Origin of the sequence: Flavobacterium ginsenosidimutans (assembly GCF_037478105.1) — a bacterium.
Lineage (GTDB): Bacteria > Bacteroidota > Bacteroidia > Flavobacteriales > Flavobacteriaceae > Flavobacterium > Flavobacterium ginsenosidimutans.
Genome location: NZ_CP147988.1, coordinates 1,520,647 through 1,542,633, shown reverse-complemented (window position 1 = coordinate 1,542,633; position 21,987 = coordinate 1,520,647). Strand labels below are relative to the sequence as shown.

26 protein-coding genes are annotated in these 21,987 nt (G+C 32.2%); 12 read left to right on the top strand and 14 right to left on the bottom strand.

All coding sequences use genetic code 11. The features are described 5' to 3' along the window. Window positions 1-3: 3 nt before the first annotated feature. Both V6624_RS06935 and ahcY read right to left on the bottom strand, forming a co-directional pair. Window positions 4-642 (bottom strand): hypothetical protein, encoded by a 639-nt coding sequence (locus tag V6624_RS06935; RefSeq protein WP_338841375.1) that lies wholly within the window; start codon window positions 640-642, stop codon window positions 4-6. Window positions 643-801: 159 nt separating this feature from the next. Next, window positions 802-2,118 (bottom strand): adenosylhomocysteinase, encoded by a 1,317-nt coding sequence (ahcY, locus tag V6624_RS06930; RefSeq protein WP_338841373.1) that lies wholly within the window; start codon window positions 2,116-2,118, stop codon window positions 802-804. Window positions 2,119-2,441: 323 nt separating this feature from the next. Between ahcY and V6624_RS06925 the strand changes: the two genes are divergently transcribed. Continuing rightward, on the top strand, window positions 2,442-3,092 hold the full coding sequence (locus tag V6624_RS06925; protein ID WP_338841371.1) for a 4'-phosphopantetheinyl transferase family protein: 651 nt from the start codon (window positions 2,442-2,444) through the stop codon (window positions 3,090-3,092). 27 nt (window positions 3,093-3,119) lie between these two features. Here the strand turns inward: V6624_RS06925 and V6624_RS06920 are convergent, their stop codons facing one another. From V6624_RS06920 to V6624_RS06910, 3 genes are all read right to left on the bottom strand, one after another. Next, window positions 3,120-3,518, bottom strand: a complete 399-nt coding sequence (locus tag V6624_RS06920; RefSeq protein WP_338841370.1) for a group III truncated hemoglobin — start codon at window positions 3,516-3,518, stop codon at window positions 3,120-3,122. Beyond that, the gene (locus V6624_RS06915; protein ID WP_263524200.1) at window positions 3,515-3,802 is read right to left on the bottom strand and encodes a hypothetical protein; all 288 of its coding nucleotides are present in this window, start codon (window positions 3,800-3,802) and stop codon (window positions 3,515-3,517) included. The genes V6624_RS06920 and V6624_RS06915 overlap by 4 nt, the downstream gene beginning before the upstream one ends. A gap of 81 nt (window positions 3,803-3,883) precedes the next feature. After that, a complete protein-coding gene (locus V6624_RS06910) occupies window positions 3,884-4,480 on the bottom strand; it encodes a Crp/Fnr family transcriptional regulator (RefSeq protein ID WP_111288083.1) in 597 nt (198 codons plus the stop codon). Between the two features lie 94 nt (window positions 4,481-4,574). On the opposite strand from V6624_RS06910, the gene V6624_RS06905 reads away from it, so the two are divergent. The 5 genes from V6624_RS06905 to V6624_RS06885 all read left to right on the top strand — a co-directional run bounded on the left by V6624_RS06905 (window position 4,575) and on the right by V6624_RS06885 (window position 10,858). Beyond that, window positions 4,575-5,303 (top strand): geranylgeranylglyceryl/heptaprenylglyceryl phosphate synthase, encoded by a 729-nt coding sequence (locus V6624_RS06905; RefSeq protein WP_338841369.1) that lies wholly within the window; start codon window positions 4,575-4,577, stop codon window positions 5,301-5,303. Between the two features lie 25 nt (window positions 5,304-5,328). Next, a complete protein-coding gene (gene pnuC / locus V6624_RS06900) occupies window positions 5,329-5,952 on the top strand; it encodes a nicotinamide riboside transporter PnuC (protein WP_263524203.1) in 624 nt (207 codons plus the stop codon). Beyond that, window positions 5,913-8,027, top strand: a complete 2,115-nt coding sequence (locus V6624_RS06895) for a DUF4301 family protein (RefSeq protein ID WP_338841368.1) — start codon at window positions 5,913-5,915, stop codon at window positions 8,025-8,027. The genes pnuC and V6624_RS06895 overlap by 40 nt, the downstream gene beginning before the upstream one ends. A gap of 4 nt (window positions 8,028-8,031) precedes the next feature. Continuing rightward, window positions 8,032-8,433, top strand: a complete 402-nt coding sequence (gene arfB / locus V6624_RS06890; RefSeq protein ID WP_338841367.1) for an alternative ribosome rescue aminoacyl-tRNA hydrolase ArfB — start codon at window positions 8,032-8,034, stop codon at window positions 8,431-8,433. Window positions 8,434-8,701: 268 nt separating this feature from the next. After that, window positions 8,702-10,858, top strand: a complete 2,157-nt coding sequence (locus V6624_RS06885) for a TonB-dependent receptor (RefSeq protein ID WP_338841366.1) — start codon at window positions 8,702-8,704, stop codon at window positions 10,856-10,858. Window positions 10,859-10,910: 52 nt separating this feature from the next. Here the strand turns inward: V6624_RS06885 and V6624_RS06880 are convergent, their stop codons facing one another. Continuing rightward, window positions 10,911-11,327 carry a Rieske (2Fe-2S) protein gene (locus tag V6624_RS06880; protein ID WP_111288071.1) on the bottom strand — a complete coding sequence of 139 codons (417 nt, stop codon included), beginning with the start codon at window positions 11,325-11,327 and terminating at the stop codon, window positions 10,911-10,913. A 156-nt stretch (window positions 11,328-11,483) separates the two neighbouring features. Here V6624_RS06880 and greA point away from each other — a divergent pair, with 156 nt between their 5' ends. Both greA and V6624_RS06870 read left to right on the top strand, forming a co-directional pair. Continuing rightward, on the top strand, window positions 11,484-11,960 hold the full coding sequence (greA, locus tag V6624_RS06875) for a transcription elongation factor GreA (protein WP_111288069.1): 477 nt from the start codon (window positions 11,484-11,486) through the stop codon (window positions 11,958-11,960). A 63-nt stretch (window positions 11,961-12,023) separates the two neighbouring features. Next, window positions 12,024-12,413, top strand: a complete 390-nt coding sequence (locus V6624_RS06870; protein WP_198854543.1) for an HIT family protein — start codon at window positions 12,024-12,026, stop codon at window positions 12,411-12,413. A gap of 56 nt (window positions 12,414-12,469) precedes the next feature. On the opposite strand, the gene V6624_RS06865 is transcribed toward V6624_RS06870, so the two are convergent. Continuing rightward, window positions 12,470-13,621 carry a HAMP domain-containing sensor histidine kinase gene (locus tag V6624_RS06865; protein ID WP_338841365.1) on the bottom strand — a complete coding sequence of 384 codons (1,152 nt, stop codon included), beginning with the start codon at window positions 13,619-13,621 and terminating at the stop codon, window positions 12,470-12,472. Window positions 13,622-13,780: 159 nt separating this feature from the next. On the opposite strand from V6624_RS06865, the gene V6624_RS06860 reads away from it, so the two are divergent. The 4 genes from V6624_RS06860 to V6624_RS06845 all read left to right on the top strand — a co-directional run bounded on the left by V6624_RS06860 (window position 13,781) and on the right by V6624_RS06845 (window position 16,752). Next, window positions 13,781-14,656, top strand: coding sequence for a flavin reductase family protein (locus V6624_RS06860; RefSeq protein ID WP_111288063.1), 876 nt, complete (start codon window positions 13,781-13,783; stop codon window positions 14,654-14,656). A gap of 33 nt (window positions 14,657-14,689) precedes the next feature. Then, complete coding sequence (locus V6624_RS06855) at window positions 14,690-15,061, top strand: DUF3127 domain-containing protein (RefSeq protein ID WP_111288061.1); 372 nt, start codon at window positions 14,690-14,692, stop codon at window positions 15,059-15,061. 255 nt (window positions 15,062-15,316) lie between these two features. Then, entirely contained in the window at window positions 15,317-15,955 is a 639-nt protein-coding gene (aat, locus tag V6624_RS06850) for a leucyl/phenylalanyl-tRNA--protein transferase (protein ID WP_111288059.1), read from the top strand. Window positions 15,956-15,957: 2 nt separating this feature from the next. After that, on the top strand, window positions 15,958-16,752 hold the full coding sequence (locus tag V6624_RS06845) for an MOSC domain-containing protein (protein WP_338841364.1): 795 nt from the start codon (window positions 15,958-15,960) through the stop codon (window positions 16,750-16,752). On the opposite strand, the gene V6624_RS06840 is transcribed toward V6624_RS06845, so the two are convergent. The 7 genes from V6624_RS06840 to V6624_RS06810 all read right to left on the bottom strand — a co-directional run bounded on the left by V6624_RS06840 (window position 16,749) and on the right by V6624_RS06810 (window position 21,909). Further along, entirely contained in the window at window positions 16,749-17,459 is a 711-nt protein-coding gene (locus tag V6624_RS06840) for a HesA/MoeB/ThiF family protein (protein WP_338841363.1), read from the bottom strand. The genes V6624_RS06845 and V6624_RS06840 overlap by 4 nt on opposite strands. A 70-nt stretch (window positions 17,460-17,529) precedes the next feature. Beyond that, window positions 17,530-18,642 (bottom strand): 2-iminoacetate synthase ThiH, encoded by a 1,113-nt coding sequence (thiH, locus tag V6624_RS06835; RefSeq protein ID WP_338841362.1) that lies wholly within the window; start codon window positions 18,640-18,642, stop codon window positions 17,530-17,532. A gap of 74 nt (window positions 18,643-18,716) precedes the next feature. Beyond that, window positions 18,717-19,094 (bottom strand): GxxExxY protein, encoded by a 378-nt coding sequence (locus V6624_RS06830; RefSeq protein ID WP_095927967.1) that lies wholly within the window; start codon window positions 19,092-19,094, stop codon window positions 18,717-18,719. A gap of 138 nt (window positions 19,095-19,232) precedes the next feature. Then, on the bottom strand, window positions 19,233-20,009 hold the full coding sequence (locus tag V6624_RS06825) for a thiazole synthase (RefSeq protein WP_338841361.1): 777 nt from the start codon (window positions 20,007-20,009) through the stop codon (window positions 19,233-19,235). Then, on the bottom strand, window positions 19,990-20,628 hold the full coding sequence (locus V6624_RS06820; protein ID WP_338841360.1) for a thiamine phosphate synthase: 639 nt from the start codon (window positions 20,626-20,628) through the stop codon (window positions 19,990-19,992). Before V6624_RS06820 ends, V6624_RS06825 begins: the two co-directional genes overlap by 20 nt. Further along, window positions 20,621-21,361 carry a hydroxymethylpyrimidine/phosphomethylpyrimidine kinase gene (locus V6624_RS06815; protein ID WP_338841359.1) on the bottom strand — a complete coding sequence of 247 codons (741 nt, stop codon included), beginning with the start codon at window positions 21,359-21,361 and terminating at the stop codon, window positions 20,621-20,623. Before V6624_RS06815 ends, V6624_RS06820 begins: the two co-directional genes overlap by 8 nt. Continuing rightward, window positions 21,319-21,909, bottom strand: a complete 591-nt coding sequence (locus V6624_RS06810) for a thiamine phosphate synthase (RefSeq protein WP_338841358.1) — start codon at window positions 21,907-21,909, stop codon at window positions 21,319-21,321. The genes V6624_RS06815 and V6624_RS06810 overlap by 43 nt, the downstream gene beginning before the upstream one ends. Between the last annotated feature and the right edge of the window lie 78 nt (window positions 21,910-21,987).

Here is a 21,987-nt window from a genome sequence, read left to right as displayed (position 1 = left end):
TCACTAAATTTTGAAATCATAGGGATAATTTATTTCTTTTAAATCATCTTCTAACGATTGCCAGTCTTCAACTTGTTCAACAATTGACAACACCATTTCTTTTGTTAAAATCTTTCCAGCATAAATTTCTTTTACAGTTTCAAATGGAATGCCTGTTTCCATATATGAATCTTCAAAATATTCACTTGCCCAATCAATATATGTTTGAGGATTTCCATCGAAAATTGCTAGCATCTCTCCTGAGCTATCATTATAATCAAGTACATTACCAGTTTCCCAATTATTGTTTTCATTTATCCATAAACAAAATGATGTTCCATTTGATGTAACTGGCTCACCAAATATAAACTCATGGTATATTTGAGGTAAGTTTTTGGTTACATTGACTTTTTCATTGTTTTGAAGTTCATGTGCAAAACCACTTATGATGCATTTGTCTTCAATGAAAAGAATGTTCATTAGATCACCAGATCCATCTCTCATTTCACAAAATTCCTCTCCTTCTCCCCATTTTGAATTGTATGAATAATATCTAAATTCCCATTCTGGACAAATAATTGCATCTAAAACGGATATGGCTTTGCAAAGATTTTGAAATTCTTGTTTTTTTGGTAATAGATTAAAGTTTTTTGTAGAAATCATAATTATAAAAATTTAAGAACGTCAAATGTATAAATAAAATTCTTACAAAAGACTAAAAACAAAACCCGACAGGTTTTTAAAACCTGTCGGGTTTGATATATGATTTTAAAGAAATCTAATCCCGAGGCTTCGGGACAGAAATCTACAATCTAAAATTAATTAGTATCTGTAGTATTCTGGTTTAAATGGACCTTGAACTTCAACGCCGATGTAAGCAGCTTGATCTTCTCTAAGAACTTCAAGCTCAACACCTAATTTAGCTAAGTGTAAAGCAGCAACTTTTTCATCTAAATGTTTTGGTAACATGTAAACTTCATTTTTGTAAGCTGCGCTGTTGTTCCATAATTCGATTTGAGCTAAAGTCTGGTTTGTAAATGAGTTACTCATTACAAAACTTGGGTGACCTGTAGCACAACCAAGGTTTACTAAACGACCTTCAGCTAAGATGATGATATCTTTTCCGTTGATGTTGTATTTGTCAACCTGAGGTTTGATTTCGATTTTAGAAGCACCGTGGTTTTTGTTTAACCAAGCCATATCAATTTCGTTATCGAAGTGACCAATGTTACAAACAACAGTTTTGTCTTTCATTTGCTCGAAGTGCTCTCCAAGAACGATATCTTTATTTCCTGTAGTTGTAATGATGATATCAGCATTAGCAATTACAGTGTTTAATTTTTTAACTTCATAACCGTCCATTGCAGCTTGTAAAGCACAAATTGGATCGATTTCAGTAACTGTTACGATAGAACCTGCACCTCTAAAAGAAGCAGCAGTTCCTTTTCCAACGTCACCGTATCCACAAACGATAACTCTTTTTCCAGCTAACATTAAGTCAGTTGCACGACGTACAGCATCTACAGCAGATTCTTTACATCCGTATTTGTTATCAAATTTAGATTTAGTAACAGAGTCATTAATGTTGATTGCAGGCATTGGTAAAGTTCCAGCTTTTACTCTTTCGTAAAGTCTGTGAACACCAGTCGTAGTTTCTTCAGAAAGACCTTTAATTCCAGAAACTAATTCTGGGTAACGATCAATAACCATGTTAGTTAAATCTCCACCATCATCAAGAATCATATTCAATGGTTTTCTGTCTTCACCAAAGAATAAAGTTTGCTCAATACACCAGTCAAATGACTCTTCGTCAAGACCTTTCCAAGCGTAAACTGAAATTCCAGCAGCAGCAATAGCAGCAGCAGCCTGATCTTGAGTAGAGAAAATGTTACAAGAAGACCAAGTAACTTCTGCACCAAGAGCAATTAAAGTTTCGATCAAAACAGCAGTTTGAATCGTCATGTGTAAACATCCAGCGATACGAGCACCTTTTAATGGTTGTTCGTCTTTGTATTCAGCGCGAAGTGCCATTAAACCTGGCATTTCAGCTTCAGCTAGTTCAATTTCTTTTCTTCCCCAAGCCGCTAGAGAAATGTCTTTTACTTTATAAGCCACATAAGGCGTAGTTGTAGTACTCATTTATATTATATTTGTATAATTGTAAATTTTTTGCAAATTTAAGGAATAGCTTTTGAATTTTACTATTTTCTGTAAGATTTGTGAAATCTTTAATTTCTTAATCCTTAGAATGTTAGTTTGAAAATCGTTTTTAAACCATATAAGTGATATAAGTTCATTTAAAATAGTTTCATAACTATGCACTTTTATAAGGAATTGCTTAAATTTACTTAACTCATTTTTTAACCTAAAGTTATGTTTCCTTAAAATTACTTTTTTTTGGTTGAAAAAAATCTAAGGAAACAATTTATAATTAACCATTTACAATTTATAATTAAAAAGAAATGCCTCTATTTCAGACCATACAATTTGATGAAACGACTAAAATCTTAATTTGGGAAATTACAGAATCCCTAGAAGAATTATTGAGTAAAGTTGTGTTGAAAGAAAAAACACAGAAGAGATTGGACGGAATGAAATCACAAATGCATCAGCGTGCTTTTTTGAGCGTTCGAATGCTGATTCAGGAAATGGGTTTTACTGATAAAGATTTGCATTATGATGAATTCGGGAAACCGTATTTTGATTGCCATAATCATATTTCAATTACGCATTCGTATCACTTTGCGGCAATAATTATAAGCCACGAAAAAGTTGGAATTGACATGGAATTGCAACGCGAAAAAATTCAGAGAATTGCTGATAAATTCACAGATTATGAGTGCGATTATTTAGATCCATCAACTACTGAAAAATATATAAAAAAACTTACCGTTATCTGGGGAGCCAAAGAAGCAATCTTTAAAATTAGAAATGAAAAAGGTATAAGTTTTAAAGATCATATCAATGTGAGCAACTTTTCTTTAGATAAAACCCAAACGCAGGCAAGTCTTCATTTTGATGATCTGATAAAGGACTTTAATGTACATTATCAGGAAATTGAATCGGATAATTTTGAGGGTAAGTTTACTTTGGTTTATGCTTTTGAAAAATAGTTTTTAGTCTCAGTAACAGCTTTCAGTTTAAACTTCACTTTCTTTTTGTCTGTGCTGAAACATACTCATAAATAAAAAAGTGCTCATTTTACGGGCACGTCTTTTTAGTGTTTCGGCGTTTTCTCCTTCAAAATGCTCATCAATAGTTTGAAACCAATGATTGAGCCAGATTCCAAATTCGTTTGCGGTGATTTTTTCATCAAAATGTGCGTCAACTTCATTGTGTACAGTATGCGGATTGCCTTTATATTTGCGAACGCCAAATAGATTTGTCTCCCAAAAATCAGTTAGTTTTTCGAGGTGCAAATCCCAGTCGGTTATCATTTCATTAAAATAAAAGCCGATTTCTCGATCGGCTCTTATTTTAGCATAAAACTGATGGACCAAAAAGGAAACATCAGTTCTATTTTCTATTTGTTTTTTCATAGAATCAAACTATTTAAAAGTATAAAAAACAAACTTAAAGTTGCGCTTAGCATAATAAGATTGAAAACTACTTTGTGTTTCATTTGTGCTAATATAGAAGTGTTTGCGAAAACACAAGCCAAAACTATAATTGCCAGTTGAATCATTTGAGGAATAGAAGTTCCGTTAGCTAAAACATACATAGCAGCAGCGCCTCCTAAACAGCTTTGTCCAATTACTGCCATTGCAGCAGAACCCATATAATTTCTATTGAAAATGTCGAATGTTGTTTGGTATAGTGTCATGATATTCAGATTTTTATATGACAAAGATACGCCTGCAATACAACTGCATTTTATGATTAAAATCATAAAACGAGAACTTTTTTATCTGTATACTTTTCGATTAATAATCTTCAATTCACCTTTTTTTTCCAGCGCTTTTATCGCTCTAATGACTGTTTCTACTCGTAAACCAGTCAAATCTCCAATTTGTTGTCTTGTGAAATTAATAAGATAACCGTTTTTGTCTTTTTGAAAATTAAAATAAGCAATTCCGTGATCGATTAGTTTTAAAACGCGATGTTCAGGTTCGTGTGTCGAAATTTCGGCAGCCATAACTGATTTATAATACAATCTTTGCGCTAGATTTTCGATTATTTGAATACTCACTTTTGGATTTTCTTCCAATAATTTCATGAAGTTTTCTTTTGGAAGAATGAAGATTTCAGCATTTTCAACAGCAATGGCATTCGCAGGATATTTTTGATTTAAAAATAGGGGAGGTTCGCCAAAAGATTGTCCGTTATAAAAAATGCCTTGAATAAATTCGCGTCCATCATCATTATAATTACTCATTTTGACTTCACCAGAAATAATCTGATAATAGTTTAAAGGAAGATTGCCTTCTTCAAAAACAATATCGTTTCGATCAAAAGATTTTTTGGTTACGCCGTATTTCTGTAGTAATTCAATTGTAATCATAATGTATTATTTGCGTTATCAAAAGACATTAGACAAATATAATTCATTCAAAATAGTTCTTCTCCATTAAAAAACTTTTACTTTTACACCCACGATGCAAGAACAAATACTCACTATTCGACAACAAATTTTAGAGGCTAAAAGTAACGATCAGAAACTACTGGCAGTACTTTTGGATCCAGATAAAATTGTATTGGAAAATTTAGGTAATTTAATCGAAAAAATTACTCAGTCGCCTGCTACTCATATTTTTGTTGGAGGAAGTATTGTTCAAAACAATATTTTAGAAGAATTAATATTGGAGTTAAAACAAAAAACAAGTTTACCTGTTATTTTGTTTCCAGGAGATCCTTCGCAGATTTCACCAAAAGCAGATGGTATTTTGTTTCTTTCTTTATTATCAGGAAGAAATCCAGATTATTTGATCGAGTATCAAGTCCAAGCAGCTCCGATTCTTAAGAAAACCAATCTTGAAGTAATTTCTACAGGATATATTTTAATAGAAAGCGGTAACGAAACTGCTGTTGCTCGTGTTAGCAAAACAAAACCATTAAGCCGTGAAAATCTTGATTTGGTTTTAGCAACTGCTCTTGCAGGAGAAATGTTAGGAAATCAATTGATTTATTTAGAAGCGGGAAGCGGAGCAAAACAACCTGTTCCGACAGAGATGATTGAGTTAATTGCGCAAAATATTGAAATTCCTATTATTGTTGGTGGAGGAATTGTAGATTTGCAGGGAATTCAAAAAGCCTATAATGCTGGTGCAGATTTGGTTGTTATTGGAACAGCTTTTGAAAACAACAGTCATTTTTTTGAATCATAAATGCCATTAACCAAAAACAATTTCCATGATAGATTTTTTTCTAGAAAGTTATAAGAACGCCCCATTATGGCATATTGCTTTGGAGTTTTTAGTCTTTGTTTGTGGAATTTTAAGTGTATGGTTTGCTAAAAAAGAAAATATTTGGGTTTACCCAACAGGATTAATTGCTACGGCAATATCGGTTTATTTGCTTTATGTAGCCGGTTATATGGGAGACATGATTATCAATGCCTATTTTTCAATTATGAGTATTTATGGTTGGTATGTTTGGGCAAAAGGAGGAACGACTGAAGACAATCTGCCAATAACTCGTACAACTTTTAATGAAAAAATAATCGGAATCTTACTGTTTATTGTGACGGTTTTTGTAGTTTTCGGCATTTATAAATATTTTGGTTACGAAATTCATCACGACAATTATGTTGACATGATTTCGTCTGGAATATTTTTTGCAGGAATGTGGTACATGGCCAGAAAAAAAATAGAAAACTGGACACTTTGGATTATTGGTGATATTATTGTTGTGCCGCTCTACGCTTATCGTGGTTTAGGGATGTTGTCACTTCAATATATAATTTTTACAATTTTGGCTATTTCAGCTTATTTAGAATGGAGAAAGATCTTAGACAGCAAAAAACAACCATCATAAAAATTGCTTTGTTTGGACCTGAAAGTACAGGGAAAACAACCTTAGCAAAACAGCTTGCAGATTACTATGAAACCGAATGGGTTCCTGAATTTGCGCGTGATTATCTGCAAGAAAAATGGGAGGAAAATAAGCATATTTGTGTAGCTGATGATATGATGCCTATTGCTTACGGTCAAACGGCATTAGAAAATGAAAGATTAAAAAAGGCAAAAAAATACCTCTTTTGCGATACTAATCTAATGGTAACCAAAGTATTTTCTGAAATATATTATGGTTTTTGTGATCCGCTTTTAAATGAAGCAGCATTGAATCACGAATATGATTTGGTTTTTTTAACAGATATTGATGTTCCGTGGGAGAAAGATGATATTCGCGATACTCCAAACGGAAGAGAAACTGTGTTTTCTGTTTTCAAACAAACTTTAATCGATACAAAAAAGCCTTTCATAACATTGTCAGGAGACAAAGAAACACGTTTAGAAAAAGCAATTACGATTGTTAATAATTTGACTATTGCGAAAGAAAAAGGTTTTTCATCTTCCGATTTTATTCAAATCTATGAGAGAGGAATTCCTTTTGAAAATATTTTAAAACAGCTTGAAATTTTTGATAACGGAATAGCAAAGAGTAATCTTGTAAGTCCTGCAACAATTGGAAATGGAATTTTAAGTTTATCTGAAGCTGATTTCCTAGAAAAAGCTTCTTTCTTTGATAATCAAAAAGAAAAATTAAAGATCAAAAAGTTTGTTCCAGCTTCTGGTGCTGCGACAAGAATGTACAAATTCTTAACAGCTTTTTTGAATGATTTTGATATTAAAAGAGAAACAATAAATGCGTATATCAATAGAAAAAATGATAAAGAGCTTTCTATTTTTATCGTTGGTATGGAGAAGTTTCCTTTTTTCGAAGCAGTTGATAAAAAATTAAGAGAAATTTATTCTGATTTTGAGTCTTTAGATAGAGATTATAAAAATTATTATTTTATAAAATTATTGCTGTCGCCAGATTATTATAATTCGGCAAATAAGCCTAAGGCTGTTTTGCCCTTTCATAAATACAAAACGCATATTGCAAATCCAATTGAAGAACATTTAAATGAATGTATTCATTATGCTACTTCAGAAAAGGTTTCTAATTTGCATTTTACCGTATCAGAAATTCACCAAAACTTATTTTATAAAGGAGTTGATGAGGTTATAGAAAAAATTGAAGAACCATCTGGAGTAAAAATTAATATTGGATATTCTTATCAAAGTAAAAGCACTGATTCTATTACTATTGATGAGAACAACAAATTGGTAAAAGATAAAAATGATAATTTAATCTTTAGACCAGGAGGACATGGAGCTTTAATTGAAAATTTAAATAATCTTGATGCCGATGTAATTTTTATAAAAAATATTGATAATGTAATTCAGAATCATATTGAGAAAACTACATTGTATAAAAAAGCTTTGGCAGGTGTTTTGGTAGAAATGCAGCAAAAAGTTTTCTCTTATTTGAAAGCAATCGATCAGAATGAAATTCAAGAAAATCATGTAGAAGAAGTTGTTTTATTTTTAAAAGAAAAGTTGAACATTGAGATGAGTAATGATTTCAATAAATTTACTTTTGAAAATAAGATATATAAGATCAAAGAGATTTTAAATAGACCAATCCGTGTTTGCGGAATGGTGAAAAATGAAGGCGAGCCTGGCGGCGGTCCGTTTTGGGTAATGAATGATAAAGGCATAATCTCTCTTCAAATTGTTGAAACTTCTCAAGTGGATTTAACTAATAAAAAACAACAGACTATTTTAGCCGAATCAACACATTTTAATCCGGTAGATTTGGTTTGCGGTATAAAAAACTACAAAAACGAAAAATTTAATTTACTTCAATTTGTAGATCAAAATACAGGTTTTATTGTAGAGAAAAGTGTTGATGGAAAAGCGGTTAAAAATTATGAATTACCAGGTTTATGGAATGGTTCAATGGCAAATTGGTTAACGGTTTTTGTTGCTGTGCCTTTGATTACTTTTAATCCTGTAAAAACAGTAAACGATTTGCTAAAAGCAGCACATCAGCCACAATAATAAAATGGATTCAGAAAAAATCATATCAGAATTAAACTTTAAAGCCGTCCGCAGCAGTGGTTCGGGCGGACAAAACGTAAATAAAGTTTCGTCAAAAGTAGTTCTGAATTTTGATTTGAATGCTTCTCAAGCTTTATCTGATGAAGAAAAATTGCTTTTAAAAGAAAACATATCGGCAAGATTGACTTCTGAAAATATTTTGATATTGAATTGTGATGAAGATAGAAGTCAGCTTAAGAACAAGGAAATTGTTACTAAACGATTTTTAGAAATCATCAAAAAAGGATTGTATGTTCCGAAAGTTAGAAAAGCAACAAAAGTTCCAAAATCTGTAATTAAGAAAAAAATTAAAGATAAAAAGAACATTTCGGACTTGAAACAATCAAGAAGAAAACCTGATTTTTAGTGTTAAGACTGTAGAATTAAGTATTAAGAAATCCAAAAATGAAAAATCTTAATACTTAATACATTTATCTTAATACTTTTTTATATTTGCATTGTCTCAAAGGGGTGCTCTAAATAACGAGCTGAGATCATACCCAAAGAACCTGAGCGAGTAATGTTGCTAAGGGAAAAAACGACACTATCGAGCGTGCACACTTTATTTTGTCGTGAAACACATTTATTAATTTAACAAAAGAATAATTCCCCCTTTTATTCGTAATTTTTTACGAATGAAAACTTTTTTTTTAGGTGCTAAGGCACAGAGGTACAAAGGTTCAGAGGTTTTTACAAACAGAACCAAATTTGTTTTTTCTACATTTTCTTTTCTTTTTTCTCTTTTCTCTTTTGCACAACAGCAAGATTCTACAAAAGTAAATTCTCTAGATGAGGTTTTGGTTTCTGCCGTTCGTGTTACTTCTAAGACTCCTGTGAGTTTTAGTAATATGGATAAGAAAGAAATTAAGTATAGAAATTTAGGTCAGGATATTCCTGTTCTGATGAACTATCTTCCTTCGGTTGTAACAACTTCAGATGCCGGTAATGGTGTTGGTTACACTGGAATTAGAGTACGTGGAAGCGATGCTACGCGTGTAAACGTAACGATAAATGGAATTCCGTACAACGATGCGGAAAGTCAGGGAACGTTTTGGGTTAATATGCCCGATTTTGCTTCTTCTGTAGAAAGTCTTCAGTTGCAACGAGGAGTTGGAACATCTACAAATGGTGCAGGTGCGTTTGGCGCGAGCTTAAATATGCTAACTGACAGTTATGCTAATAAAGCAACTGGCGAAATTTCAAGCTCTGCGGGATCATTCAATACTATAAAAAATACGGTAAAATTCAGCACAGGCTTGTTGAATGATCATTTCGAAATTGCGGGACGTTTATCTGCCATAAAATCACAAGGATATATTGATCGTGCAAGTTCAGATTTAAAATCATATTTCTTGCAGGGAACTTATGTTGGTAAAACAACTTTGATTAAAGCTTTAGTTTTTGGCGGAACCGAAAAAACGTATCAATCTTGGAACGGAATTGATGGTGAAACTTTAAACACAAATCGTACTTTCAATTCAGCAGGTATGTATACAGATGAAGCAGGAAACGTTCGTTTTTATGATAATGAAACCGATAATTACAAGCAAGATCATTATCAACTGCATTGGAGCGAATCTATTTCTGATAAATGGAGCACAAACTTTGCACTTCATTATACAAAAGGAAAAGGTTATTATGAAAATTACAAGGAAGATGCAGATATGGCTGAATATAATCTGGATCCAGTTGGAAGTGTAACAACAACAGATTTAGTACGTCAAAAATGGTTAGATAATGATTTTTACGGAACTACTTTCTCTGCTAAATATGTCACAGAAAAGCTAAATGTTATTTTGGGCGGAGGCTGGAATAAATATGAAGGCGATCATTTCGGAAAAGTAATCTGGGCAAGATATGCTTCTCAATCTGAACTTGGCGATCATTATTACGATGATTTTTCTACAAAAACAGATGGGAACATTTTCGCGAAAGCAAATTATCAATTAACAGAAAAGTTAAGCTTATATGGTGATTTGCAATACAGAAATGTAAAATATAAAGCTAATAGTGCAGAAACTGGTTTAGTTGATGATAATTTCAATTTCTTTAATCCGAAAGCAGGTTTGAATTACGAAATCAATCAAAAAAGCACTTTGTACTTTTCTTACGCACGAGCAAATCGTGAACCTAACAGAACTGATTATGAAGGAGGAAATGTAAAACCAGAAAAATTGAATGATTTTGAATTAGGATGGAGATTCAATTCTGAGAAATTTCAGTTGAATTCTAATGTGTATTACATGGCATACAAAGACCAATTGATTTTAACTGGAAGATTGGATGATGTTGGAAATCCGATTCGTGCAAATACGGAGAAAAGCTACCGTTTAGGTTTAGAAGTTGATGCAACAATTGCACTTTCAGATAAATTCACTTTAAGACCAAACTTTACTTTAAGCAGCAACAAAAATGTTGATTTAGCTGTTGATGGAGAATATTACGGAACAACTAAAATTGCTTATTCTCCAGAAGTTATTGCAGGAAACGTTATTGTATTTAAGCCAATTGAAGGATTGTATCTTTCATTATTGCAAAAATACGTTGGGGAACAATTCATGAACAATATCGAACTACCATCAGCAAAATTGGCAGATTATTTTGTAAACGATTTTAATGCTTCGTACGAAATAAAACCAAATTCAATTTTTAAATCGATTACCATAACTGGAATGGTTAATAATATCTTCGACAAAAAATATGTTTCAAATGGATATATGTGGGATATTTATCCTTACTATTACCCGCAAGCTGGGACAAATTTCTTAGTTGGTTTGAATTTGAAATTCTAATTAAGTTGTATTCATAAAAAAAGCCTGAAAATTTCTTTCAGGCTTTTTTTATTTAATTATAAACGTGAACCACAGTTCCAGAAGCTTCAACTCGATATTGTTTCATCGGATATTCTTTTCCTCCAAGTCCTGTAAACAAATTGTATTGAGTTTTATCGCAAGGACAAACAGCGTAAATTCCGTCGATTGTCATGGCCGTACAAGATGTAAGCGCTTGATTTGGACAAGCTGCATCAAAGGCAGTAAAAGTTCCTTCACCAGTTTTCATTACTATAATTCCTTTTGCTCCATAATTGGCAACATAAACAGGATTACTTGGATACAACAATTTGTTATATGTTGGCAAATTGGCATCAAGATATGCGTTTACGGGATAATTAGGAATATAAGGATTATTATTGCTTCTGTTGTTTTCACTGCAAGAGAACAAAACAGCGGTAAATGCTATAAAGAACCAGATTTTTTTCATTATTTTAATAGGAATTAGTTAAAACAAAAATAATTATTTAGATTTGAAATCTATATGATTAACATATAATTATGTACTATTAAAAATTATAGTATATTTGTGGTAAGAAAATCCCGTCGCGATGGGATTTTTTGTATTTATATAAACGATGAAGTTATGAGTAAAGTATCTTATTATACAGCAGAAGGACTAAAAAAGTTAAAAGATGAGTTGGAGCACCTTAAAAGTGTAATGCGTCCAAAAGCATCTCAAGATATTGCAGACGCGAGAGATAAAGGTGATTTGTCTGAAAATGCGGAATATGATGCGGCAAAAGAAGCACAAGGTTTATTAGAAATGAGAATTTCTAAACTAGAAGAAGTATACGCAAATGCAAGATTAATAGACGAATCTCAATTAGATGTTTCTAAAGTTTTGGTTTTATCGAATGTAAAAATCAAAAACCAAAGTAACGGAATGGAGATGAAATATACGCTTGTTGCTGAAAGCGAAGCAGATTTGAAAACAGGAAAAATCTCTGTAACTTCTCCTATTGGAAAAGGTTTACTAGGAAAATCTGTTGGAGAAGTAGCTGAAATTACAGTTCCAAACGGAGTTTTAAAATTCGAAATTCTTGAAATTTCAAGAGACTAAATTTTAGTTTAACCGTTTAATCGTTTAATCGGTTAAACGATTAACCAAATAAACGAATAAACAATGAGCACAATATTCACTAAAATAGTAAACGGAGAAATTCCAGCTTATAAAATTGCTGAAGACGAAAACTATTTGGCATTTTTAGATGTAAATCCAAATGCAAAAGGACACACACTTTGTATTCCGAAACAAGAAATCGATAAGATTTTTGATATGGATGAAGAACTGTATTTAGGCTTAATGAAGTTTTCTAAAAAAGTAGCGGCAGCTTTAGAAAAAACAGTTCCATGCAAAAGAATCGGAATTGCAGTTGTTGGACTTGAAGTGCCTCACGCACACGTGCATTTGATTCCGTTAAACCACATGGACGAAATGCGTTTTATCGATAAAGTTTCGCTTTCAAAAGAAGAGTTTGAAGCTTTAGCAAAAGATATTCAATCGAATTTGTAAAGACTTCGACTCCGCTCAGTCTGACAAAACAGATAACTAAAGTGCAGTAAAATTGATTACTGCACTTTTTTATTTAATGAAATTTGAAAAGTAGTTCCTTTTCCAATTTCAGAATGTAAAACTTTAATTTTTCCATTGTGGTATTCTTCAACAATTCTTTTGGTTAAAGAAAGTCCAAGTCCCCAACCGCGTTTTTTAGTCGTAAATCCAGGTTCAAAAATAGTTTTAAATTGTTTTTTAGAAATTCCTGTTCCTGAATCTTTCACATTTATCTTTACGTTATGACTATCTTGTTCAATCTTAAGATCTAAAGTTCCTTTTCCTTTCATGGCATCAATCGCATTTTTGACCAAATTTTCGATAGTCCAACTATGTAAAATAGGATTGATCATGCCTAAAATAGGTTTGTTTGGAGCTTTAAAAGAAAAAGCAACTTGTTTAGAAAATCGTGATTGCAAGTATTCGTATGCGACTTTTGTTTCTTCAACAATATCATGAAGTTCTAAAACAGGAATTGAACCAATTTTAGAAAAACGATCCGTAATAGTTTGCAGACGTTCTATGTCTTTTTCGATTTCAGTACTAATAGATTGATCAATATTTTCTGTTTTAAGTATCTCAACCCAGCCAATTAAAGAAGACAAAGGCGTTCCTATTTGATGTGCTGTTTCTTTTGCCATTCCTGCCCAAAGCTTATTTTGGGTTGCCATTTTAGTGCTTTTGTAGAAGTTATATATTAAAGCAATACATAAAAAGATAATGAGAAGTAAAGCAATCGGGTAATATTTGAGCTTATTTAATAACGCTGAATTGCCATAATATAAGGTTTGATATTTCCCAGGGGCATATTCAAAAGTAATGGGTTCGTTTTCACTTTTTAATTTGTTTAAAAAATCGATTCTTTTTTTCTTGTCATTAAGAACTTCGTCAGGAACATTTACAGCGCTCACTACTTTATCATAAAGCATTATAATTCCAGGAATTGAAGTATTGTTACTGAAAATCTGAAGAGGTAGTTCTACATCGGTATTTTCGTTTGCATTAACTAGTGTAATTTGGGCGTTTACAAAAAGATTCATTTTTAAACGTTCCTCATTTTTAAATATTTGGAAGAAAGTATAAGTGTTCCAAAGGATTAGCGAAATTATTATAAAGCAAACCGAAATAATAATCCAGCGGGTTGTATTTGTTCTTTCAGAAAAAGACATATCAATTATTTTGTGGTATAAAGATAACGAAATATACACATTTTATATTTTGCGAATGCGGAAAGATTTTTCGTTTTATCTACAAAACTATTTCTTCTAATTAAACGATTTCAATACTTTTGTAACTGCAAAAGCGAGATTTTGTTTAAATAAAAAAGTATGATCAGCATTAATCCAAAAGAGATTCCGACGGCTAAATTGCAAGGCTATTTGCAGAGTTCAATTGGTCCGAGACCTATTGCATTTGCAAGCACAATAAGCGAAAAAGGGATTCCGAATTTATCTCCGTTTAGTTTCTTTAATGTATTTAGTGCAAATCCGCCTATTTTGGTTTTTTCGCCATCAAGACGTGTTCGCGATAATACAATCAAACATACTTTAATAAATGCTGAAGCAACTAGAGAAGTAGTAATTAATGTTGTAAATTATGATTTAGTTCAGCAGACTTCACTGGCAAGCACAGAATATGGAGATGGTGTAAACGAATTTATCAAAGCAGGATTAACTCAAATTCCGTCAGATTTAGTAAAACCATATCGTGTAAAAGAATCTCCAGTTCAATTTGAATGTAAGATTACGCAGATTATTCCGTTAGGAGAAGAAGGAGGAGCAGGAAATTTGATTTTGTGTGAAGTGGTGAAAATTCATATTGACGAATCTATTTTAGATGAAAACGGAGCGATCGACCAGCATAAAATTGATTTGGTTTCAAGACTTGGAAATAACTGGTATTCAAGATCAAATCAAGGACTTTTTGAAGTGGCAAAACCCTTAACAACACTAGGAGTAGGAGTAGATGCAATACCTAATTTTGTAAAAGAAAGCGATGTTTTTGACGGAAATGATTTAGGCAAATTAGGAAATGTAGAAGCCTTGCCTACAATTGAAGAAGTTACTATATTTGTGAAAGAAAATTTCGCAGTCAAAGGAGTTTTAAGCTCAGATGATCAGAAAAAAGTACATTTAGAAGCCAAAAAATATCTGGATAATGGCGATGTAGAATCGGCATGGAAAGTGCTTTTAGCTAAGAAATAAAAGAAATAGAAACAATAATTAATATAGACGAAGATGGAAGTTACAGGAAAAGTAAAAGTGGTTAACCCAGAGCAGCAAGTTAGTGCCTCATTCAAAAAAAGAGAGTTAGTTGTTACTACTGAGGAGCAGTATCCACAACATATTTTAATCGAATTTACACAAGATAAATGCGATTTATTGAGTAGCTATAAACAAGGAGATGCAGTAAAAGTTTCTATCAATTTAAGAGGAAGAGAATGGGTTAATCCGCAAGGAGAAACTAGATATTTCAATAGTATTCAAGGTTGGAGAATCGAAAGATTAGCTGCAGAAGGTTCTACACAAGCACCACCAATGCCAACAGCGGAAACTTTTGCTCCAGCAACAAATGTAAACGAAGACGAACCAGACGATTTACCGTTCTAAAAAAGTTCAAATTCTAAAATTATAAATTCCAAATTCCGATTCATAACTATGTTTTGGGATTTGGAATTTTAGTTTATTCTCATTTTATGTCATTTCGACCGAAGGGAGAAATCACACACGGGATTCGACAAAGATTGGCGATATTATGAGCGGAGTTTCTAGTGTGATTTCTCCCTTCGGTCGAAATGACAAGATTGTAGAAGTTTGGAATTTGGAATTTTATTATTGGAATTTAAAAATTGATTATTTTTAAGAATGTATTATTTATTCAACGATTTATTTTTTCCGCCCGTTACAGAAGCAGATGAAGAAGGAGTTTTGGCACTTGGAGGAGATTTAAGTCCAGAACGCTTACAGCTGGCTTATAAAAGCGGTATTTTTCCTTGGTTTAACGAAGGAGAACCTATTCTTTGGTGGGCGCCAGATCCGAGAATGGTTTTGTTTTTTGATGAATTGGTGATATCCAAAAGCATGAAAAAGATTCTCAATAAGAAAATCTTTAAAGTTACTTATAACAAGAATTTCAGAGAAGTAATTTCAAATTGCCAGCAGATAAAACGTGAAGGCCAAAACGGAACTTGGATTTCTGACGAAATGATTGAATCGTACTGCAAACTAAACGAAGAAGGATTTGCGAAATCAGTTGAGGTTTGGCAGGATGATGTTTTGGTTGGCGGTTTGTATGGAATTGATTTAGGTGATGTTTTTTGTGGAGAAAGTATGTTTTCTAAAGTTTCAAATGCTTCAAAAACAGCATTTATAGCTTTAGCCTTATATTTGAAGAAAGAAAATTATAAATTGCTTGATTGTCAGGTTTATAATCCGCATTTAGAAAGTTTAGGCTGTCGTGAAATTGATCGCGAAGAATTTATGTCCATTTTAAAAAGTAAATAAAAATGAGTGTAGTCTACAGTGTAAAAGAGATTTATATTTATCCGATAAAAAGTTTAGCGGGCATTAGTTTAAAAAGTGCCAATGCTGAAGAAATGGGTTTTGAAAATGACCGAAGATGGATGCTGATTAATGCCGAAAACGTTCATGTTACACAAAGAGAACATCCAATAATGAGTCAGTTTTATCCTGAAATTTCTGGAGATAAAATTAAAATTACTTTTGAAGGAGAAACACATGAATTTTCTATTAATGAACATTTAGAAAATGCAATAGAATCTCATGTTTGGGATGATAAAAGCGAAGTTTTCGAAGTAAATAAAAACTCTTCAAAATGGTTTAGCGATAAATTAGGGTTTGATTGCAGACTGGTAAAAATTATAAAAAATGGCGACCGTAAGCATGAAAGTTCACGATTAAAAGAAACTTTCAATGTTAGCCTTGCCGACGGTTATCCTTATTTGTTAATTGGAACAGAAAGTCTTGATTTTTTAAATGAAAAATTAGAAGAAAAAATCACCATTAAAAGATTCCGCCCAAACATTGTTGTAAGTACCAAAAATGCACACGAGGAAGATAATTTTAAGACTTTTACAATTGGAAAAGTTCAATTTAAAAACATAAAACCCTGCGGAAGATGTATTATGGTAAATAATGATCCGCAGAAAGGAATTGTAAAAAAAGAACCTCTAAAAACTTTGAGCAAATACAGAAATGTAGATAATTCAGTTTTATTTGGGACTAATATCGTGAGTTTGAATTCTGGAATTATTAGTGTGGGAGATGAGGTTGTTTTTTAGAAATTCAGTTTCGTAAAATTCCAGTTTAAAGTATTGAAAAGTATCAATTCATTGTTTAAAGTTGGTAATTCCAAAATCAATTTTAATGTTTCATGTGCCATCATATTTCCGATAATTCCAGGTAAAGTTCCTAGAACTCCGTTCAAATTACAATTAGGAACATCTTTTGGATCTGGCATTTCTGGAAATAAATCGCGAAGATTTTTACTTCCGTTATGATTGAAAACTGCAATTTGTCCTTCGAACTTTAAAATACTTCCATAAATCAAAGGTTTTTTAAGCTCAACGCAAGTATCATTCACCAAATAACGAGTCGAAAAATTATCAGAACCATCCACAACAATATCATACTGCTGAATGATTTTTGATGCATTTTCGGGCGTTAATTTTTCATTAATCGCAACAGCTTCAATCAACGGATTTAATTTGGAAATCACCTCTTTTGCCACAATAGCTTTTTGCTGACCAATTTCATTTTCAGTATATAAAATCTGTCTGTGAAGATTGTGAATTTCGATAGTATCAAAATCCATAATTCCGATAAAACCAACTCCAGCAGTCGCAATATATTGCAAAATAGGACAGCCTAAACCTCCTGCGCCAATTACTAAAACTCTAGCTTTTTTTAATTTTTCCTGACCTTCATCGCCAATTTCAGGAAGAATAGTTTGTCTGTTGTAACGAAGGAATTCTTGAATAATGCTCATTTTTTTAATTGTGAATTGTAAATTGTGAATTGTGAAATGTAAAATCTTTAAACTTTAAACTTGAAACATTTCAACTATAAGCTTTATCCCAGTCTTTCCAAACAGGTTCGTAGCCTGCATTTTTTATAATTTTTGAAATTTCTTCTGGAGAACGTTCATCGCTGATTTCGAATTGTTCCAAAGATTGCGGATCGACAACATAACCACCTGGATTTGTTTTAGAACCTGCGCTCATACTCGTAACACCAATCGGAATAATATTGTTTCTGAATTTTTCATTTTCTCTTGTTGAAATCGAAATTTCTAAATCTTCATTCCACAAACGATAAGCGCAGATTAATTGCGTTAAATCTTTATCGTCCATAATAAAATTGGGTTCGATAATGCCTTCAGCAGGGCGGAGACGTGGAAAAGAAACCGAATATTTAGTCTGCCAATATTTTTTCTGCAAATAATCTAAATGTAAAGCATTGAAAAAGCTATCGGTTCGCCAATCTTCCAAACCTAATAAAACACCTAAACCAATTTTATGAATTCCAGCGGTTCCAATTCGATCTGGAGTTTCCAATCGATAATCGAAGTTTGATTTCTTTCCTTTTGTATGATACTTTTTGTAAACTTCCTGATGATATGTTTCCTGATAAACCAAAACAGAATAAACGCCAGCTTCATGCAAACGCTGGTAATCTTCTGTAGAAAGTGGCTGAACTTCAACAGAAATAATCGAAAAATCTTTTCTAATTAAATCAATTGCATTTAGAAAATAATTAATGTTTACCGTATAATTCGCTTCGCCGGTAACCAATAAAACATGATCGAAACCAGCGTTTTTTAAAGCTTCGACTTCAAGTTTTATTTCAGAATCAGAAAGTGTTTTTCTTTTGATTTTATTGTCTAAACTAAATCCGCAATACGTGCAAATGTTTTGGCATTCGTTGCTCAAATAAAGCGGCGCATACATTTGGATCGTTTTCCCAAAACGCTTTTTTGTGATTTCATGGCATTTTTGTGCCATTGGTTCTAAATAATTTTGTGCAATAGGAGAGATCAGAATCAAAAAATCGTCGAGATTGTATTTGGTTTTGGCCAAAGTCCGTTCGACATCATTTGATGTGGTTTTATATATTTTGGATTGGATTTCATCCCAATTATATTTCTCAAAAATAGATTTGAATGTTTTCATTTTGTTTTGGTTTCACGCAGATTTTACAGATTTAAGCTGATTAAAATGATTTAAATTTTGATCTGTGTGATTGATTAGATTTTATTTGCAATTCTTTTAATGTCATTAAGAATGTTTGTCGTATTGAAATTTACTAACAAGCCTAATTTTTTATTTGTTAATCTTAAGTATGTTGCTACTTGTTTGTAATGAATAGGGGCTAAATCCTCTACAGATTTTAATTCTATAATTACTTTGTCTTCTACTAAAATATCAATTCTAAAAGCTGGATCTAACGTTATTTCTTCATATGGAATTATAACTTCAACTTGTTTTTGAATCTTTAAATCCAGCTTTTCTAATTCATAAAACAAAGCACTTTCATAAACAGATTCAAACAAACCTGGCCCTAAATTGTTATATACTTTAAAGATTGCTCCTCTTATCAGATACGAAATTTCATTCTCAGTCATAATTCTTTAAATTTTATTAAAAAACAAAATTAAAGAATTTTCCTTCTTTTTAAAATGTTGGTTTTATACAGATTTGAGCGATAAAAAAAATCAAATTAAATCTGCTGTAATCTGCAGAAATCTGCGTGAAACCAAAAATTACTCATAAAGAAACGAAGTCAAAGGACTAGAAGCCGAGGCATAATTTTGCTGGTTTGCAATTTTAGCTTCAAAGGCTTTTCTACCTGCAATTACCGCTTCCTTAAAAGCTTCAGCCATTAATTTCGGATTTCCAGCAACGGCAATAGCAGTGTTTACCAAAACAGCATCCGCACCAATTTCCATTGCTTTTGCGGCATCAGAAGGCGCTCCGATTCCCGCATCAACAATTACTGGAACGGTACTTTGTTCGATAATAATTTCTAAAAAATCGATTGTTTTTAGACCTTTATTGCTTCCAATTGGCGAACCCAAAGGCATTACAGCCGATGTTCCAGCACTTTCCAAATATTTGCACAAAACAGGGTCTGCGTGAATGTACGGGAGCACAATAAAGCCCAATTTTGCCAATTCCTCAGTTGCTTTTAAAGTTTCAATTGGATCTGGCATTAAATATTTTGGATCGGGATGAATTTCTAGTTTTACCCAGTTTGTTTCTAAAGCTTCACGAGCTAATTGTGCTGCAAAAACAGCTTCTTTGGCATTTCTTGCTCCAGATGTATTCGGTAATAAATTGATATTTGGATGTTTTAAATGTGATAAAATGGCATCAGTATCGGTTTCCAGATCGATACGTTTTAAGGCAACCGTAACCAATTCGCTTTCTGAAGCTAAAATCGCTTGCTCCATTTCTTCATTCGAACCAAATTTTCCCGTTCCAAGAAACAAGCGGGATTTAAAGGTTTTGTCTCCTATATTAAACAATGATGTTTGCATATAATTTTTCGTTTAGTTGTTGAATTAATTTTTCTTTCTCATCACTTTCGGTAATGATTCCAGAAACGGCAATTCCATGAATTCCAGTCTCCATTAACGGATTCACATCTCTTAATGTGATGCCTCCAATAGCATAAACAGGAATTTCGATTTTATTTTTTTTTAGTTTTTGAAGAATATCAAAATAGCCCGATAATCCTAAAATCGGACTCAGTTTTTCTTTTGTATTCGTAAATCTAAAAGGCCCTAAACCAATATAATCACAGCCATTTTTAACATGATTTTCGATGTCTTCAAAAGTGTTTGCAGTGCCTCCAATTACTTTTGAAGGTCCTAAAAATGTTCTTGCCTCGTCGATTTTGGTATCGGTTAAACCTAAATGAATACCGTCTGCGTCAATTTCTTTAGTAAGATGTAAATCGTCGTTCACAATAAAATTGGCTGTATATTTTTCGCATAAAGGTTTTACCGCTTCCGCTAAAGTGAAAGCATCTTTTTGTGTTTGGTTTTTAAAACGCATTTGTAACCAATTGCATCCTGCGTCAAGTGCCTGATGAATATTATACAATTGTTTTTCGATAGTTTCGCCCTGCGAGATATATTGAAGTTTGCTATACATAATGATATCCGATTAAAGTTGATGTTGAACTCAAGTAATTTTCGATATAGATTTTAGCGTTTTTACAGGCTTCTTTTAGTGTCTGATTTAAAGCTAAATTCGAAGCAATGGCAGAAGAAAGTACGCAGCCTGAACCATGTTTTTCAAAGCAGTTTTTATCCGATGGAAGTAACTCTAATATTTCATCTTTTAGAAACAGACGATCTGTTCCTAGTGCCTTTTCGTTATGTCCACCTTTTAATAAAATGTTCGTTGAAAACCTATTTTCATTAGAAATAAAATCAGGAAATAGAATTTTAGCTTCATGATAATTCGGCGTAATCAAATCGATTTTTGACAGTATTTTATTTAAATCTAAATGATCTTCAATATTCGTAAATTCAAATTTTGTAGTCGATTTCAAAACAGGATCCCAAACAATTTTGGTTAAAGGAGAAAGCAGTTTTATGGTCGAAACAATTTGGTTTAAATCATGTAAAGAAGACACAATTCCAATTTTCACAACGCTGATTTTATAATTTAATAATAGAGTTTCGATCGAGCGAATTACAAAACTCAAATCAGTCCACTGAATTTCATAAAACTGATTTTCAGTCTGAATGGTATTTGCTGTCGAAATAGCAAAACCATTCACTTTGTGCTGTTCAAATGTTTTGATATCAGCCAAAATTCCAGCTCCTCCAGAAGGATCTAAACCTGCGATTGTGAGTGCATAAGGGCGATCTTTTGACATAATTTAAATTGTTTTAATGGATTTTCATTTTTCCAAATTGCTCCTAAAAGCGCGACATCATCAAAACCTTTTTCTAAGACTTGTTGAATGTTTTCTGAATCAATTCCACCCAAAGCAACCATTTTGGTCTGTTGGTTTTTTCGTGATTTTATTTCTTCAAAAAGATCTTTTTCAGGATAATAATTTTCTTTAGAAATACTTTTGAAAACTGGACTTAAAAACGCATAATCAAAATTTTGAAGAGAATTAAAATCTTCAATTGAATGTGTTGATGTTGACTTACAACTTTTATAAGATTGATTATAATTGATTCTTTCCTTTTCAGAGAAATGAAATCGGTTGATACCAAAATCTTTCGCTAAATGATGATGATTATGCAAAACCAAATTATCGTGAAATTCCAATTTGATCTGATGAATAAACTGAGCCATTTCCAATTCAGAAAAATCAGGTTTCCGAATATGAAGCAAAAACAATCCTTCCTCCAATAAAGAATGAAGAATTTGAATTTCATTTTCAACAAAAAAAGGATTTGTAATCACAATCATATTTTGATAGTATTAAGTATTAAGATGAAAGTATTAAGAGTTTTAGTTTAAAATCTTAATACTTAATTCTTCCATCTT